Source organism: Halorubellus salinus (genome assembly GCF_020567525.1).
Taxonomy (GTDB): Archaea; Halobacteriota; Halobacteria; order Halobacteriales; family Natrialbaceae; genus Halorubellus; species Halorubellus salinus.
Window position 1 is genome coordinate 215,776 of record NZ_JAJCVI010000003.1, and the last position, 16,406, is coordinate 232,181.

The 16,406-nt window shown below is 70.3% G+C and carries 12 protein-coding genes; 7 read left to right on the plus strand and 5 right to left on the minus strand.

All coding sequences use genetic code 11. The annotated features are described in order from the left end of the window. Positions 1–155 precede the first annotated feature (155 nt). From LI336_RS09355 to LI336_RS09365, 3 genes are all read left to right on the plus strand, one after another. Entirely contained in the window at positions 156–998 is an 843-nt protein-coding gene (locus LI336_RS09355) for a TrmB family transcriptional regulator (protein WP_227132858.1), read from the plus strand. Positions 999–1,118: 120 nt separating this feature from the next. Continuing rightward, positions 1,119–3,041: a PAS domain S-box protein gene (locus LI336_RS09360; protein WP_227132859.1), complete on the plus strand. Its 1,923-nt coding sequence runs from the start codon at positions 1,119–1,121 to the stop codon at positions 3,039–3,041. A gap of 105 nt (positions 3,042–3,146) precedes the next feature. Continuing rightward, positions 3,147–5,540, plus strand: coding sequence for an AAA domain-containing protein (locus LI336_RS09365; RefSeq protein ID WP_227132860.1), 2,394 nt, complete (start codon positions 3,147–3,149; stop codon positions 5,538–5,540). 273 nt (positions 5,541–5,813) lie between these two features. Here the strand turns inward: LI336_RS09365 and LI336_RS09370 are convergent, their stop codons facing one another. The 5 genes from LI336_RS09370 to LI336_RS09390 all read right to left on the minus strand — a co-directional run bounded on the left by LI336_RS09370 (position 5,814) and on the right by LI336_RS09390 (position 8,334). Further along, a complete protein-coding gene (locus tag LI336_RS09370; RefSeq protein ID WP_227132861.1) occupies positions 5,814–6,242 on the minus strand; it encodes a Rieske (2Fe-2S) protein in 429 nt (142 codons plus the stop codon). A gap of 203 nt (positions 6,243–6,445) precedes the next feature. Further along, entirely contained in the window at positions 6,446–7,165 is a 720-nt protein-coding gene (locus LI336_RS09375) for a CPBP family intramembrane glutamic endopeptidase (protein ID WP_227132862.1), read from the minus strand. Between the two features lie 128 nt (positions 7,166–7,293). After that, positions 7,294–7,500, minus strand: coding sequence for a helix-turn-helix transcriptional regulator (locus LI336_RS09380; protein WP_227132863.1), 207 nt, complete (start codon positions 7,498–7,500; stop codon positions 7,294–7,296). After that, entirely contained in the window at positions 7,497–7,910 is a 414-nt protein-coding gene (locus tag LI336_RS09385; RefSeq protein WP_227132864.1) for a DUF2178 domain-containing protein, read from the minus strand. The genes LI336_RS09380 and LI336_RS09385 overlap by 4 nt, the downstream gene beginning before the upstream one ends. Positions 7,911–7,917: 7 nt before the next feature. Further along, positions 7,918–8,334 (minus strand): DUF2178 domain-containing protein, encoded by a 417-nt coding sequence (locus LI336_RS09390; protein ID WP_227132865.1) that lies wholly within the window; start codon positions 8,332–8,334, stop codon positions 7,918–7,920. Positions 8,335–8,481: 147 nt separating this feature from the next. On the opposite strand from LI336_RS09390, the gene LI336_RS09395 reads away from it, so the two are divergent. The 4 genes from LI336_RS09395 to acs all read left to right on the plus strand — a co-directional run bounded on the left by LI336_RS09395 (position 8,482) and on the right by acs (position 16,336). Further along, complete coding sequence (locus tag LI336_RS09395) at positions 8,482–9,582, plus strand: SDR family oxidoreductase (protein ID WP_227132866.1); 1,101 nt, start codon at positions 8,482–8,484, stop codon at positions 9,580–9,582. Between the two features lie 533 nt (positions 9,583–10,115). Continuing rightward, the gene (locus LI336_RS09400; protein ID WP_227132867.1) at positions 10,116–12,128 is read left to right on the plus strand and encodes an acetate--CoA ligase; all 2,013 of its coding nucleotides are present in this window, start codon (positions 10,116–10,118) and stop codon (positions 12,126–12,128) included. 228 nt (positions 12,129–12,356) lie between these two features. Further along, positions 12,357–14,045: a bacterio-opsin activator domain-containing protein gene (locus LI336_RS09405; RefSeq protein WP_227132868.1), complete on the plus strand. Its 1,689-nt coding sequence runs from the start codon at positions 12,357–12,359 to the stop codon at positions 14,043–14,045. A 269-nt stretch (positions 14,046–14,314) separates the two neighbouring features. Then, positions 14,315–16,336 carry an acetate--CoA ligase gene (acs, locus tag LI336_RS09410; RefSeq protein WP_227132869.1) on the plus strand — a complete coding sequence of 674 codons (2,022 nt, stop codon included), beginning with the start codon at positions 14,315–14,317 and terminating at the stop codon, positions 16,334–16,336. The last annotated feature ends 70 nt before the right edge of the window (positions 16,337–16,406 follow it).

The window sequence follows — 16,406 nt, forward strand, 5'->3', positions numbered from 1 at the left end:
ACCGGGGGACTGATACGACCCCTCCACGTAGGGGCGATACCACCAGACTCGACCGCGTTCGACGACGAACCGCGCGGTCGCGACGTCGGGACCGAACGCTGGTCACGACGCCACCCAACACACGCCACCCCGGCACAGACCCAGCCCATCAGCCCATGAGCGCACAGGACGCCGTCGCCGCACTGAAACGACTCGGACTCCCGAACTACGAGGCGCGCGTGTTCGTCGCCCTCCAGGAACTCGGGTCCGGGACCGCACAGGCCGTCAGCGACCGCTCCGAGGTCCCGCGCTCGCAGGTGTACGGCGCCGCGGACGAACTCGCCGAACGCGGCCTCGTCGAGGTCGTCGAATCCAGCCCGAAGGAGTACCGGCCCGTCGACCTGGTGACCGCTCGCGACCTCCTCACCGAGCGCCTCGACCGGGAGCGCACGCGCGCGTTCGAGAACCTCGAAACCATCCAGGCCACCGGGAGCGACCACGGGAAGAGCCAGGACGTCTCCACGCTCCGGGGTCGCCAACCCATCGACGACCGCATCGTCTCCCTGGTCGACGACGCCGACGCGTTCGTCGTCCTCGTCGCCCCAGAAGGCGATTCGCTCGGCGAGCGCGTCGCCGCGTCGCTCCGCGACGCCGCCGACCGCGGCCGACGCGTCACCGTCCTCACCGCCGACCGGTCGGTGAACGACCGGTTCGCCGACGACCCCGTCCAGGTCGTCGTCATGTCCGAGGACAACCCCGCGGACTTCGCCGGACGCGCACTCATGGTCGACGACAGCACGGTCCTCCTCGCCGTCGAGACCGCCGACGACCCGCTCGGCGAGGAGGCGATGTGGACCGCCGACTCCCGCATCGGCGGCATCCTCGCGCAGTTCATGCAATCCGGCATGGACTCCGGCACCGACCGGAACGACGACCGGGAGACCAGCGACCGCGGCGACCGGGAGACCAGCGACCGCGGCGACCGGGAGACCAGCGACGGGAACGGCGGCCGCGGGTGAGCGAGTCACCCGGGGCGGGATTCGAACGACTGCGATGGTGCCGACGCAACCTGTCGCACTCGCGGCCGGTTCCACCAGCACAGGGTCAGCACTTTTGCCGAACCGCATCGTACGTCTCTCATGTCAGAACCCGTCCGCGTGCTGCTCGTCCCGGCCGAGGGCGAGATAGCGTCGCGAGTACGCACCGCCCTGGAGCACGAGGCGGACGTCCTTGAGGTCGACGTCGCGACGACCGCCGAGGCTGCGCTCGCGCGACTCGAGACCGAGACCTACGACTGCGTGCTCGCCGACTACCCGCTCTCCGACGCCACCGGCACCGAGTTCCTCGCCGCCGTCCGCGAGCGCGACCCCGTCCTCCCGTTCGTGCTCGCGACCGGCCAGGGCAGCGAGGCGGTGGCGAGCGAGGCCGTCCGGCGAGGCGTCACCGACTACGTGGCGTCGTCACCAGGGCAGCGCACCGCCAAGGAGCTCGCGAAGCGCGTCCGTGGGGCCGTCGAAGGAACGCAGACCACGACCCCCCGAACCGACCGCGTCCCGCTCGACGCGTCCAGTCGCCGGAAGAGCGAACGCCGGTTCCGGGAGATAGCCGAACTCAGTCCGGACGCGGTGTTCCGCATCGAAGCGGACGGCACCATCCGGTACGTCTCGCCCGCCGTCGAGCACCTGCTCGGGTACGCGCCAGCGGACCTCGTCGACGAGCCATTCAACGTGCTCGTCGACCCCGACGACCTCGGGACGGCCGTCTCGGGGTTCCAGCGCGTCCTCGACGGCGAGGTCGTCCACGACCTCTCGGTGGTCCTGCGACGCCAGGACGGCGTCCGTATCGACACCGAGGTCAGCGCCAGCCCGGTGTACCGCGGCGACGGCGTCCACATCGTCCAGGGGTTCGCGCGCGACGTCACCGAGCGCCGCGACCGCGAACGCCGCCTGCACCGCCAGGAGGCACTCCTCGAGAACAGCCCGGACGCGTTCTACGTCACCGACGCAGACGGCGAGATCACGTTCCAGAGTCAACCGTCCGCTGACGTCCTCGGGTACGAACGCCGCGACCTCATCGGCGAGAACGTCATCGAGTACATCCACCCGGACGACCGCCAGGAGGTCCTCGCGGACTTCGAGTACCTCCTCGCGAACCCGACCGAAGCGGTGACGACCGAGTACCGCTACCGGAACCAGGACGGCGACTGGCGGTGGATGGAGAACCGCGCCGTGAACCTCCTCGAGGACCCGACCGTCGAAGGCGTCCTCGCGGTGAACCGGGACGTGACCGAACGCCACGAGCGACAGCGCGAGCTCGAAGCGACGAACGAGCGCCTGGAGCGGTTCGCGAGCGTCGTCAGTCACGACCTCCGGAACCCGCTCGCGGTCGCGACCGGCGCCATCGACCTCGTCGCGATGGACTGCGACGACCCGCATCTCGACAGGGCATCCGACGCGCTCGAACGGATGGACGCCATCATCGAGGACGTCCTCGCGGTCGCGCGACACGGCGACGCGAACCTCGAACCCGCGCCCGTCGACCTCCACGACCTCGTCGAAAGCTGCCTCCGAACGCTCGACGTCGGCGACGCAACCGTGACGTTCGAGGAGAACGCGACCATCTGGGCGGACGAACGCCGACTCAGTCACCTCGTCGAGAACCTCGTCCGGAACGCAGTCGAGCACGGCTCGACCGGTTCCCGGACGGGGTCCGGTGACAGCGTCGAACACGGCGCGACGACCACACAGCCAGCCGCGGCCGGCGCCGAGACGCGACCGACGGACGGACCCGGCGAGCACGACGATGCGACCGAGCGCGGCGCGGTCACCATCACGGTCGGCGCGCTCGACGACGGGTTCTTCGTCGCCGACGACGGCCCCGGCATCCCAGAGCGAGAACGCGACCGCGTGTTCGACACCGGCCACACGACCTCCGAGACCGGCACCGGGTTCGGGCTCGCCATCGTCCAGGACGTCGCCCGCGAACACGGCTGGACCGTCACCGTCGACGAGAGCGACGACGGCGGCGCCCGCTTCGAGTTCCACGGCGTCCGCACCGAGTGAGTTCGACGCACCGAGCGAGTTCGACGCTCACACCGGGCGAGTCGCTGTCCGCGAACGGAGCGCCTAAGCCGCACGGTCGATTCCGCACGGACGAGACCACTCGCCATGCCGGGAGGAGACCACGGGACGACCGACGAACGCGTCGACGACCTCGACGACGCGTGGAGCGTCGCTGGCGCGACCCTGTACGGCGCGGCCGACGAGCCGGGCGACCCGGAGCGGTTCGGGGGGACGATGGGGGCGAGCGCTCTCGCGACGGCACTGGACCGCGCTGCGGAGACGGTCCGGGAATCGCCGCCGGACGCGAAGGGGTACGCGGTCCCACTGCACGCAGCCGACGGGCCGCGCGTCACCGACGAGTACGTCCTCTGGCGACCCGACGCCGAACAGTTCGGGTGGTACGACATCGGGTTCGGCATCGACGGCATGGTCCGGTTCGTCGACGTCGCCGAGGCGGCGCGAACGACGGTCTGTGACCGCTTGCGACTGTGGCATCCCGACGAGCACTCCGACGCGGACTCCGGGTCGGACGAGCCCACGGCAAGCGCAGCCGACGGCGACGAGCGCACGGACGCGGTGCCGCCGACGGTCGTCGACCCCGACGCGTCGCGGTCGCCAGACGACGTGGCCGCGTTCTTCGACGACCTCCGGGCGACCGTGACCGCGGAGCGCGCCGCCGCCAGACGCGCGAACCGCGCCCGCCACCGGAACGCCACCCTCCGCGCGCTCGCGAACGAAGGCGTCGCAGCCGGCCCCTTCGTCTCCCTCGGGCGCGCGAACCGCGAGGACCACATCGGCGAGTTCGTCCTCCAACGACCGGAAGGATCCACGACGAACGCACACGAGGGGCGAACGCGCCCGACGCTGCATCGCGACAGCGTCCTCCTCGTCGACAGCGACGACCACGACCCCGACCTGCCACTCGCCGTCCGCACCACCCGCGTCGACGACCCCATCATTCGCGTCAAACCCGCACGCGCCGGCGACGTCCCACTGGAGCGGTTCGAGGCACTCCTCACGGACCGCGACCGCGACTTCTACGTCGCCCCACTCCTGAACCCCGTCCCGTTCGAACGACGAACCGACGCACTCGACGCGGTCGCCGACCGCGACGAGAAGCGCGCGCTGTTCGCGACCACGCGCCCGATCCGGTTCGACGGCGACACCCTGTCGACGCCGAGCACGCCACTCGACCTGAACGAGTACCAGGAACGCGCACTGAAGTGGGCCGCGGACGCCCGGGACGTCGCACTCGTCCACGGCCCACCCGGAACCGGGAAGACCCGGACGCTCACCGCGTTCGTCCTGCACGCCGCGAGCCGCGGCGAACGCGTGCTCGTCACCGCGCACTCGAACCAGGCCGTCGACAACCTCCTCGTCGGCGACAGCACCCTCGACGCACCCGAACCCGGGACGCTCCACGCCTTCGCGACCGGCGAACAGGGCGACCTCGACGTCGACGTCGCCCGCGTCGGCCGCCAGTCCACGAACGACGTCGTGAACCGCGAGTACGCGAGCGCATCCGTCGCGAACGCCGACGTCGTCGCCGCCACCACGAACGGCGCCGCGCGCTTCGAGACCAACGAGTTCGACGTCGGCATCGTCGACGAAGCGACGCAAGCCAGTCGCCCCGCGACCGCCATCGTCCTCGACGCCGCCCAGCGCGTCGTGCTCGCCGGCGACCACAAACAGCTACCACCGTACGCCACAAGCGACGCCGACCCCACGAGCGACGCCGACCCAACGAACGACGCTGACCCCACCAGCGGTGGCAACGCAACCAGCGAAGGCGGCCGCAGCGACGCCGCCGTCCGACGGTCGTGGTTCGAGGACGTCCTCGACGCGTACGGCGACGACGTCGCCGTGCTCCTCGGCCGCCAGTACCGGATGCACGACGCCATCGCCGCGTTCCCGAACGACGCGTTCTACGACGGCCAGCTCGAGACCGCCACCCGGAACGCCGACTGGCGCGTCGACGACCGCGAGCCACTCGTCGCCGTCGACGTCCACGGGCCCGAACGCCAGGAAGCAGGCGGCGACTCCTACCACAACCCGACCGAGGCCGACGTCGTCACAGCCGAGGTCCGCTCGCTCGTCGACGGCGCACTCGACCCGGAGGACGTCGCCGTCATCTCGATGTACGCCGCCCAAGCCGACCGCATCCGCTCGCAGCTCGCGACCGGCGACGTCCCCGGCGGCCAGCACGTCACCGTCGACACCGTCGACTCCTTCCAGGGCGGAGAGCGCGAAGCGATCGTCGTCTCGTTCGTCCGCAGCAACGACACCGGCGACAGCGGGTTCCTCGAGACGCCCGCCGTCGGCCCACGCCGCCTCAACGTCGCCCTCACCCGCGCCCGGAAACGCCTCGTGCTCGTCGGCGACTTCGACACGCTCGGCGCGGTCGCACCACACCGGACGCCCGAGGACTCCTGCGCGCCCCTCTACCGCGACCTCGCCGCCGCCGTCCGCGAACACGGCCGCATGACGACGCGACGCTGACCCGACCAGCTCCCGCTACTCCCACCGCCGACCCGTCGCCGACGGCGACGACCGACTGGTCCCGGAGACGAGCCCACGCGTCTCGCGACCGTCGAACTACCCCCGGGTCAACACCACTCGCACAGACACCACCAGATAGCTGCTAGCACACGACAACGGTGCAGCCGGCAGACGCCAGGACCAACCACCAGCACGCAGAAACAAGTTACACTGACCAGTAACACTGAACAGAAAACCAGAAGACTGCGACCAGGTGACTCGCACTCAACGCACTCACAGGTTGATATGCGACGTCGACGACGGCATATCGTCATCGTCGTCGTCGCCCTGCACCGGCCCCTCGTAGAGGTACGTCAACTCCTCGTCAACCAGATACATCTGCCCGTCCACCACCTCGATGTCCACGTCCGCGAGCGTCATCCCCTCTGCCTTCCCGTTGTCACAATCCCCCGAACACGTATCGAACGTCGACCCATGCCGCGGACAGATCATCTCCCCATCCCGAACCACCGCCCCAACACCCTCCCGAGCGAGCCGCTGATCGCTCTCGTGCACGCAGTAGTTCCGGAACGCAGCCACCCCGTCCTCGCACGGCACCACCACCACCTCCCCATCGTCGCCGTACGAATCCCGAACCGCGAACAGGTACGACCCCGACTCGTGTACCGCCTCAACGCTCGTCACCCGCGTCCGCGCACTCATACCAGCCAGCAACGGTCGAGTCCACGTAACCGTTTGGGCATCCCCCAGGGCTAGCGGCCACCGCACTCACCGAGTATCCTTGGCGCGAGCACGCGCGCCCACCGCGGCGAGCGGTGCGCGCCGCGCTCGCGAGCGGGAGGCGAGGAGAAAGAGGGGTCCAGGGGAGAAAGAGGGGTCCGGGGAGAAAGAGGGGTGCGTGGATTCTATACGAACAGCAGCGATGCGGTCGCAGTTGTGTTGGCGAGGACGTGCGCGATCATCGCGCTGCCAGTTCCGTACCGGTGCCGGAGGACGCCCCAGGCGAACGCGAGGAACAGGAGGGTGGCGACGCGCATCGGTGTTGCGCCGAGGTCGACGACGACGTGCTTGGCGGCGAAGACGACGGCGGTGAGGGCGATGCCGGCGAGGGCGCCGAACGCGTCGGTGAGCGCGGTCTGGACGACGCCGCGCCACGCGATCTCCTCGGCGATCGGCCCGAGGACGCCGTTCACGGCGACGAGCGCGACGAGCGCGCCCGTCGAGAGCTCGGCGGCCCAGAAGCCGCGCGTGCCGGCAGCGGGGTCGATACCGAACACGGCGGCGGCGACCGCCGACGCGGCGATGATGAACACGTAGTACGCTGGTAGCGTGGCGACAGCAGCGACGACACCGCGCTTCGAGAGCGAGAGCTCCCAGTCCGCGGGGTCGATGCCGACGCGCGTCCCGAGGACCGCGACGAGCGGTGCGAGCACGACGCCGGTGAGCGCGAGCGTCGCGATCGGGGCGACCTCACCGAACCCGGGGAGGTCCGCGAGCGGTCGCGTGAGGCCTTGGCGGATGGCGAACTCGCCGACGACCCAGAGGACGCTACCGAGGGCGGCGACGGCGGCGAGCGAATTGGTGGGCGATGTAACTCCGGACGTGGTGGTGTGTGCGTCTGTCATCGGTGGGCGTATCCGTGTCGTAGCGTGTGTGTCGGGGCGGTCCCGTGGCTATCGAGCGAGCGGCTGTCGAGCGAGCGATACTCGGTCTGTCGGTCCGTTCGCGTGCGTGTCTCGGGTTATCTCGTGAATTACGCCGCCTCGTCGGCCTCGAGTTCGAAGAGGTCCTCGACGAGGCAGTCGAAGTACGCGGCGAGCTTCAGCGCGAGCTCGAGCGACGGGTCGTAGCGGTCGCGCTCGATGCTGTTGATGGTCTGGCGGCTGACGTCGACCGCCGCGGCGAGGTCGGCCTGACTCATGTCGGCGTCGGTCCGGTACTCTCGGACGTGGTTCCTCATCGGCGGAGTCGAGTCACCCCGTAGGCGAGCCCCCAGACGACGAAGACGGCACCCCAGCCGAAGAGGACGCCGTCGACGAGCGGTGGGACGTCGTAGACGTTCGCCTCGGCGAGCGCGTCGATACCAGGGGCGAGCACGAGGAGGCCGCCGCCGATCACCTGGATGGTGCGATGACTCGTGATGCGTTCGAGCGCCGCGTCGCGCTCGTCCATGATGACGTCGCTCCGGTACAGGACGACGATCGCCCCGGCGACGAACGTCCAGTAGGCGGCGACCGCGACGATGGGGCGCCCCATGAGGTCGAGCGTGAAGAACGCGAACATCGCGGCGGCGATGAGCCCACCGAACAGGCGTCTGTCGCGGCGGCGTTCTGCGAGCGGTCCGGGGTCGTCGGTCGATGTGAGTGACATGAGTGGGTCAGGTACTGCGTTGGTGGTAGGTCATCGCGACGGTGAAGACGCCGAAGAGACAGGCGAGGGCGCCCATCGCACCCCAGAACCAGCCGGGTGCGGTGTACGCGTTCGCAGCCTCGAGGGCGGCCATCCCGGGGCCGCCCGCGATGAGCGCGAACGCAGCCGCACCGAGGGTGCTGCCGGCGGCTTTCGCCTGGATCTCTTGGTCGCGTTCGTCGTACGGTTCGGCCTCGGTGACGAACCCGTAGCCGACGAAGGCGACGCAGCACAGCCAGTAGAGGCCGACGCCGACGAACGGCAGGCCGAGCGCGATGCCGGCGAGGTACGCGAGACAGCCGAGGGCGACGAGCCCCCAGATGACCCGGCGGCTGCGACGGCGGGCGGCGAGCGGGTCGTGGTCGGTTGATTCGGTTTCGAACATGGCTCGTGTGTAAAGCGCGTTTGTCGTAAAGCTCGCTTTACAGTAAAGCGTACTTTACACTCCTACTTAATTCTGACGGGGGAAGTCGCTCATCGAACCCGCGATGGCGGCGACAGACCCTTCACACGCCCCGCCGACGACACGCCCATGCCAGCCGACACGGTCTTCCTCACCGGCTTCCCGGGGTTCCTCGGGAGCGCACTCGTCGACCGACTGCTCGGGCGCGACGAGCACGTCACGTGTCTCGTGCAGTCCCACTACCGCGACCTCGCGGAGCGACGCCGGGACGCCCTGGAGCGCAAGCACGACGTCGACGACGCCGTCGCGCTCGTCGAGGGCGACATCACCGAACCCGACCTCGGACTCCCCGAAGAGGGCGACTTCGCTCCCGACGTACTCGCAGACCGGACGACCGAGGTGTACCACCTCGCCGCCGTCTACGACCTCGCCGTCGACCGCGACCTCGCGATGCGCGTGAACGTCGACGGCACCGAACGCGTCCTCGAGTTCTGTCGCGCCTGCGAGCCCTTCGACCGACTCCACTACGTCTCCACGTGTTACGTGAGCGGACGCTACCCCGGCGAGTTCACGGCGGACATGCTCGTCGAAGGCCAGTCGTTCAACAACCACTACGAGTCCACGAAGTTCCTCGCGGAGGTCCGCGTGCAGGACGCGATGGACGACGGTCTCCCGGCGACGGTCTACCGGCCGAGCATCGCGGTCGGCGACAGCGAAACCGGAGAGACCCAGAAGTACGACGGGCCGTATCACGTCATCGAGTACTTCCTCGACCAACCCGGTGTCGCGGTCGTCCCCGAGTTCGGTGACCCCGGTGCGGTCGAGGTGAACGTCGTCCCGCGGGACTTCGTCGTCGACGCCATCGACGCCATCAGCGCGCGCGAGGACACCAGCGGGGAGGTCTACCAGCTCGCGGACCCCGACCCGCCGTCGGTCGCGGAGATGCAGGCCGCGTTCGCCGCCGCGGCGAACACGTGGACCCTCGACGTCCGCTTCCCGAAGTCCGCGTTCCAGTGGTTGCTCCGCGAGGTCGACGCGTTCCGCGACTGGACCGGTATCGACCCCGCGATCGTCGACTACTTCACGCACCCGACGCGGTACGACACGACGAACGCCACGCGCGTCCTCGCCGACGAGGGCATCGAGTGCCCGGACTTCCGCGAGTACGCACCGCGGCTCGTGGACTACGTCCGACGGCATCCACACGTCGGGAACGACGCGATGACGTGACCGCCACGTTGCCGTCGGGGACGGGAACGGTCGCGAGGCCGGCGAACGCGAGCACGAGTGCGAGCGACAGGTGGTGGGTATCGGGCGACGAATGGCCGTGTCGCGACCGGCGGTCAGCCGCCACGGGGAACCCGTTCGTTCGACACCAGTTCCGTGGGTCCGTGAGGGTGAGTCGACTCAAACGCCCGTTTGAGTGAACGTGTCCTTGAAGTGAGATGCCGTGGTAGCAGGAGGTGGTGCTTCGGTCCGCCTGACCGAACCGCCGGCGCGACCGCCCATCGTCGCCGGCACCACGCCCGAGTCGACTGCCCATCGACTCCGGGGGAAGTGGCTGGGGTGCCTGCCAGGACGCCTCGGCCGAACGGAGCACCAGCCTGTCTGACACACCGCGTCGACGCGTCGCGCTCGCCCTGCCCGTCGCGTCGACGCGACCGCATTCTTTGCCGATGCCCGCGCGTCGCTCGAACCGGTGAGCGCGCCGTATCGCCAGAGGGAGGCCAATCCTTAAGCGAACGAGCGAGTAAGCAGGAGTGATGACGGCATCCGACGGGGCGCCGCCCGACGATCGACCGCTGGTTCCGCCACCGGCGGCGTTCGAGGGGCGGGTGACCCCGACCGCGGACGACAGGGCGTCGTTCGACGCGGACTGGCCGGACGCGTGGGCGACGGCCGCGGACGCACTCGACTGGACCGCCGGCTACGACCGCGTGCTGGCGACGGACGCCGACGGCGGCCCGCCGTTCGAGTGGTTCCAGGGCGGGGAACTGAACGCGTGCGCGAACTGCGTCGACCGCCACCTGGACGAGCGCGGTGACGCGGTCGCCCTCGAGTGGAACGGCCACCTCGGGGAGTCCCGGACGTACACGTACCGCGAGTTGCACGCGGAGGTGAACGCGGTCGCCGCCGGCCTCCGCGACCTCGGCGTGAACGAGGACGACGTGGTGACGACGTACCTCCCGGCGGTGCCGGCGGTCGTCGTGACGATGCTCGCGTGCGCTCGCCTCGGCGCGGTCCACAACGTCGTGTTCGCGGGGTTCTCCGCGGACGCGCTCGCGACGCGGATGGAGCGCGCGGACTCCCGGTACCTCGTGACGAGCGACGGGTACTATCGGCGCGGTGAGGCGGTCGACCAGCGGCGGCGCGCGGACAACGCGACGATGTCGCTGTCGTACGACCTGGACGCGACGGTCGTCGTCGACCGTCTGGGGACGGACCCGGACGTCGACCGCGAGGGCCGGTACGCGTACGACGACCTCGTGGCCGCGAACGCCGACGCGACCGTCGACCCTGTGTCGCGCGCGGCGACCGACCCGCTGTTCCGCATCTACACGTCGGGGACGACCGGCGAGCCGAAGAGCGTGACCCACACGACGGGCGGGTACCTCGCGCAGGTCGCGTGGTCGACCGAGCGCGTCCTCGACGTTACTGCGGACACGACGGTGTGGTCGACGGCGGACCCGGGGTGGATCACGGGGCACTCCTACGGCGTGTACGGGCCGCTCGCGCTCGGTGCGACGACGGTCCTGACGGAGTGGAGTCCGGACGCGGTCGACCGCGACCGCCCGTGGGCGCTCGTCGAGGACCTCGACGTGGAGGTGTTCTACACGGCGCCGACGGTCGTCCGGTCGTTCGCGAAGTGGGGCGCGGAGTACCCCGACCGGCACGACCTCTCCTCGCTGCGCGTCCTGGGGAGCGTCGGCGAGCCGTTCGACGCGGAGACGTGGGCGTGGTACTTCGAGCACGTCGGCGGCGGCGACTGTCCGGTCGTGGACACGTGGTGGCAGACGGAGACGGGCGCGGTCCTGTTGTCGACGCTCCCGGGCGTCGACGGCGCGAAACCCGGTTCGGTGGGCCGGGCGCTCGCGGGCGTCGCGGTGTCGGTACGCGACGGCGCGGGTGACCCGGTCGGCCCGGGCGTTCGCGGGTGGCTGGCCGTCGACCGACCGTGGCCGGCGATGGCGCGCGAGCTCGCGACCGGGACGGCGTGGGGCGAACGCGTGGCGGTCGAATCGGAGGCGCTCGACGACGCCGACGCGCCCTCCGACGAGGATGCGGGCGCGGACGCAGGTGCTGGCGCGGGCGCCAGCTGGTGGTATCGGGTCGGCGACGAGGCGACCGTCGACGAGGCGGGGTACGTGACGGTGCTGGGGCGCGCGGACGACGTGGTGAACGTCGACGGTCGCCGGTTCAGTACGGGCGAGATCGAGCACGCGCTCGTCGAGGTCGACGGCGTCGCGGAGGCGGCGGTCATCGCGCGCGACGACCCGGACTCGGGGAACGCGCTCGTCGCGTACGTCACGACCGACGACGACCGCACCGACGTGTCGACGCTCCGGGACGCGCTCGACGACGCGGTCGCGGCCGCCATCGGCGCGGGCGCGCGCCTCGACCAGGTCGTGTTCACGCCGGACCTCCCGAAGACGCGCTCCGGGAAGATCATGCGTCGCCTGCTGGAGGACATCGCGAACGGCGAGTCCTACGGCGACACGAGCGCACTCCGGAACCCCGAGGTCGTCGGGGAGCTGGAAGCACGCCACGACGACTGACGGGACGTCGACGCGCGGCTCGAAACGTCCTCACCACCTGTCGCTCCTCGTTCGAGCCGAGTAGCTGGACGAGCACGAGCTCACTCTGACCTCCCGGAACGAACCGTTTCGTGTTCAGTAGTAGTGCGAAACTATTCGGGCGAATCCTCCGAGCGGTGCCCAGTCGGACTCCCTCCAGTTGCCAGCTCGAACCCTAGAACTATTGCGTCGCGTCTGGTAGCGCGAAACGTGGTCGACCCGCTCTCGGACGCCGACTACGCGCGGCTCCGCCGGCACGCCCGCACGCACCGCGAGGACCTCGTCGTCCGCCTCTGCGGCGAGGCAGGCCTGCGGCCAGCCGAGGTCGCGTCCCTCAGCCCCGGCGACGTCGGCGCGGTCGACGGAACGACGGTGGCGTCGGTCGACGACCGGACGACGTGGCTCCCGCCGGCGGTCGCACACGACGTCGAGAAGTACGCCGCGTCGAACGGCGTCGATGACGACGAATCGCTCGTCGACGTGTCCGCGCGACGCGTCCAGATGCTCGTCCGCGAGGTCGCCGACCGCGCCGCGGCCGCGACCGGCGACGACCGCTTCGCCGCGGTCGACTCGCGGTCGCTCCGCGAGCACTTCGTCGTCTCGCTGCTCCGGCGGGGCGTCGACGTCCGCGTCGTCGCCGCAGTCGCGGGGTTCGAGAGCGTCGCCGGCCTCGCGCCGTACCTCGACGACCCGAGTCCCGTGGAGATCGCGGCCGCGGTCGACGATGCCGCGGCGCTCGCGGCCGACGACGGCACGCCCGAGCCGGTCAGGGACGCCGCACGCCTGCTGGCCGCCGTCGGCGACGTGCTCGGCGACCAGGAGTCGCCGGGCGCGCTGTTCGACGCGGTCGTCGAACGGGTCGCGAGCACCGACGGCTACCGGTACGCGTGGGTCGGCCGGTGGACCGACGAGGACGCGTCCGCGGACGTCGTGGCGAACGCCGGCGTCGACGCCGCCGTCGCCGCGGCCGAGCTCGGAGCCGCAAGCGGCGACGACGCGACCGGCACGGACGACGACGCGGACGGGAGCGAGCGCGGTCGCGCCCGTAGCTTCGACCGCGACCGCGGGGGCGTGCTGACGCTCCCCGTCGGCGAGTTCGAGGGGGTCGCGTACGCGCTCGGCCTCGGCGTCGAGCACGTCCCAGACGCGGACGGGACGGTCGCCGCGCTCCACGACGCGCTCGGTGCACTCGTCGCTCGCGCGTTCGAGGCGACGCGACGACGTCGACGGCTCGTCGCGGACGTCGTCACCGAACTCCGGTTCGACGTCCACGACCGGGACGCGGTCCTCGTCGCGCTCGCCGACTCGCTCGATACGACCGTCGAGGTCACCGGCGTCGTCCCCGGGGGCCCCGGGCTCGTGCTCTACGCGGAGGTCGCCGACGTCGCGCCGAAGGACGTCGTCGACGCGACCGACGACGAGGACGCGGCCGGCGTGGCTCGCGTCCGGTACGTCGACGACGGCGACGACGGCCCCGTCTTCGAGTTCGTCGTGCAGGACTCGCCGGCGCGGACGCTCGTCGACCTCGACGCACGCGTGCAATCCTATCGCGTCGACGCCGACGGCGGTCGCCTGACCGCGGTCGTGCCTGCGGACGCCGACGTCAGGGCGGTCCGCGATGCGCTTCGGGACGCGTGGCCGGACTCGGCGCTCGTCGGCCAGGAGACCGTCGAACGTACCGTCGAGCACGCTCGCGGATTCCAGGACCGACTCCGCGAGGACCTCACCGACCGCCAGCTCGCCGTCCTCCAGTCCGCGTACCACGGCGGGTACTTCCAGTGGCCGCGCGAATCCACCGGCGAGGAGCTCGCCGACTCGCTGGACGTCGCCGCGCCGACGCTCCACAACCACCTCCGCGTCGCCCAACGCAAGCTCCTCGACGCCTTCTTCGAGTCCTGAGCGCTCGCGGGACCGTACTGGTGACGGCAAGGAGCGAGTGACCGGGCGTGAGCCCGAGCGAGAGTGCCCGTGCGATTCGATGACTATCTGTTTAGGCCGAGCGAGTCTGTCGGGGCGAACGTGTCGGTGAACCGAACGGCGGTCGACCGAGCCGCGTTCACCAACGTCCAGCCCGTTTCGTCGCGTTTCTCGCGGGTTCGGGGCTTCCATCACGGTCGTTCGGCCCATTAGTTACCGTCCTTTTTACGTCGGGTGTCGCGGTGCGAGGTATGTCGGGCGAGACCGAACATAGCATCGAGGCGCGCATCGCGGACGCCGACGAGTTCGAGCCACCGGAGTCGTTCGTCGAGCAGGCGAACGTCACCGACCCGGAGATATACGACGACTTCGCCGAGGACTGGCCGGCGTGCTGGGAGGGCGCCGCCGACCTCCTGGACTGGGAGACCGAGTACGACCAGGTCCTGGACGACTCGAACCCGCCGTTCTTCGAGTGGTTCACCGGCGGGGAGCTGAACGCGAGCTACAACGCGCTCGACCGACACCTCGACGAGCGCGGCGACGAGCCCGCCATCGAGTGGATCGGCGAACCGACCGACGAGGCCAACCGGACGTACACGTACCGCGAACTCCACCGCGAGGTCAACGAGTTCGCGGCCGCGCTCCGCGACCTCGGCGTCGGCGAGGACGACGTCGTCACGATGTACATGCCGATGGTTCCCGAGCTCCCCGTCGCGATGCTGGCGTGCGCTCGCATCGGCGCCCCCCACAGCGTCGTGTTCGCCGGGTTCTCCGCCGACGCGCTCGCGACGCGGATGAACGCCGCCGACTCCGAGTACCTCGTCACCTGCGACGGCTACTATCGCCGCGGCGACGCCCTGGAGCACAAGGCGAAGGCCGACGACGGCCTCGGTGGCGTCGACCACGACGTGACGGGCGTCGTCGTCGACCGACTCGGCGACGCGTACGACCACCCGATGCGCGACGGCGCCGGCGGCGCGGACGCGTCGGGGCGCGACCACGATTACGACGCGCTCGTCGACGACCACGCCGGCGCCGAGGTCGACCCCGTGAGCAGGGACGCCGAGGACATGCTCTTCCTCATGTACACGTCGGGGACCACGGGGCAGCCGAAGGGCGTGAAGCACACCACGGGCGGCTACCTGTCGTGGGTCACGTGGACGAGTCAGGCGGTGCTCGACGTCAAACCCGAGGACACGTACTGGTGCTCGGCGGACATCGGCTGGATCACGGGTCACTCCTACATCGTGTACGGGCCGCTGAGTCTCGGTACGACGACGGTGATGTACGAGGGGACGCCGGACTACCCCGAGAAGGACCGGATGTGGGAGATCGTCGAGGAGTACGAGACCACGCAACTGTACACCGCTCCCACGGCCATCCGCGCGTTCATGAAGTGGGGCGAGCGCTACCCCGCCGAGCACGACCTCTCCAGCCTCCGTCTGCTCGGGACCGTCGGCGAACCCATCAACCCGCGGGCGTGGAAGTGGTACTACGAGCACGTCGGCGACGAGTCCTGCCCCGTGGTCGACACGTGGTGGCAGACCGAGACCGGCGGCATGATGATAACCACGCTCCCCGGCGTGAAGGACATGAAGCCGGGTGCGGCGGGACCGCCGCTCCCGGGCCTGGACGTGAACGTCGTCGACGCCGTCGGCGACGAGGTCGACGCCGGCGAAGCCGGGTACCTCACCGTCGACAAGCCGTGGCCGGGGATGCTCCGCACGCTCTACAAGAACGACCAACGGTTCGTCGACGAGTACTGGCGCGAGTACTCCGACGTCGACAGCGACGACCCCGACGACTGGACGTACTTCCCCGAGGACGGCGCGAAGATCGACGACGACGGCTACATCACCGTCCTCGGGCGCGTCGACGACGTCATCAACGTCTCCGGGCACCGCCTCGGCACCATGGAGATCGAGAGCGCCATCGTCGGCGTCGAAGGCGTCGCCGAAGCCGCCGTCGTCGGCGGGAACCACCCGGTGAAGGGCGAGGCCGTGCACGCGTACGTCATCACCGAGGACGACGCCGACGGCGACGAGGCACTCCGCGAGAAGATAATCAAGGGCGTCGAGGACGCCATCGGCCCCATCGCACGCCCCGAATCCGTCGTCTTCACGCCCGAACTCCCGAAGACGCGTTCCGGGAAGATCATGCGTCGCCTGCTGGAGGACATCGCGAACGGCGACGACCTCGGGAACACCTCGACCCTCCGGAACCCCGGCATCGTCGAGGACATCCAGGCCGCGGTCGACGCGGGAGGTGACTGACCGAGCGCCCCCGCTCGCTCCCTCCCGGAGCAAGGCCAGGTGAACCGACAGCCGACCACCCGCGGCACTT

Coding starts and splice junctions, on each gene's coding strand:
- LI336_RS09355 (WP_227132858.1), top strand. CDS start 156: ATGAGCGCACAGGACGCCGTCGCCGCACTGAAACGACTCGGACTCCCG.
- LI336_RS09360 (WP_227132859.1), top strand. CDS start 1,119: ATGTCAGAACCCGTCCGCGTGCTGCTCGTCCCGGCCGAGGGCGAGATA.
- LI336_RS09365 (WP_227132860.1), top strand. CDS start 3,147: ATGCCGGGAGGAGACCACGGGACGACCGACGAACGCGTCGACGACCTC.
- LI336_RS09370 (WP_227132861.1), bottom strand. CDS start 6,242: ATGAGTGCGCGGACGCGGGTGACGAGCGTTGAGGCGGTACACGAGTCG.
- LI336_RS09375 (WP_227132862.1), bottom strand. CDS start 7,165: ATGACAGACGCACACACCACCACGTCCGGAGTTACATCGCCCACCAAT.
- LI336_RS09380 (WP_227132863.1), bottom strand. CDS start 7,500: ATGAGGAACCACGTCCGAGAGTACCGGACCGACGCCGACATGAGTCAG.
- LI336_RS09385 (WP_227132864.1), bottom strand. CDS start 7,910: ATGTCACTCACATCGACCGACGACCCCGGACCGCTCGCAGAACGCCGC.
- LI336_RS09390 (WP_227132865.1), bottom strand. CDS start 8,334: ATGTTCGAAACCGAATCAACCGACCACGACCCGCTCGCCGCCCGCCGT.
- LI336_RS09395 (WP_227132866.1), top strand. CDS start 8,482: ATGCCAGCCGACACGGTCTTCCTCACCGGCTTCCCGGGGTTCCTCGGG.
- LI336_RS09400 (WP_227132867.1), top strand. CDS start 10,116: ATGACGGCATCCGACGGGGCGCCGCCCGACGATCGACCGCTGGTTCCG.
- acs (WP_227132869.1), top strand. CDS start 14,315: ATGTCGGGCGAGACCGAACATAGCATCGAGGCGCGCATCGCGGACGCC.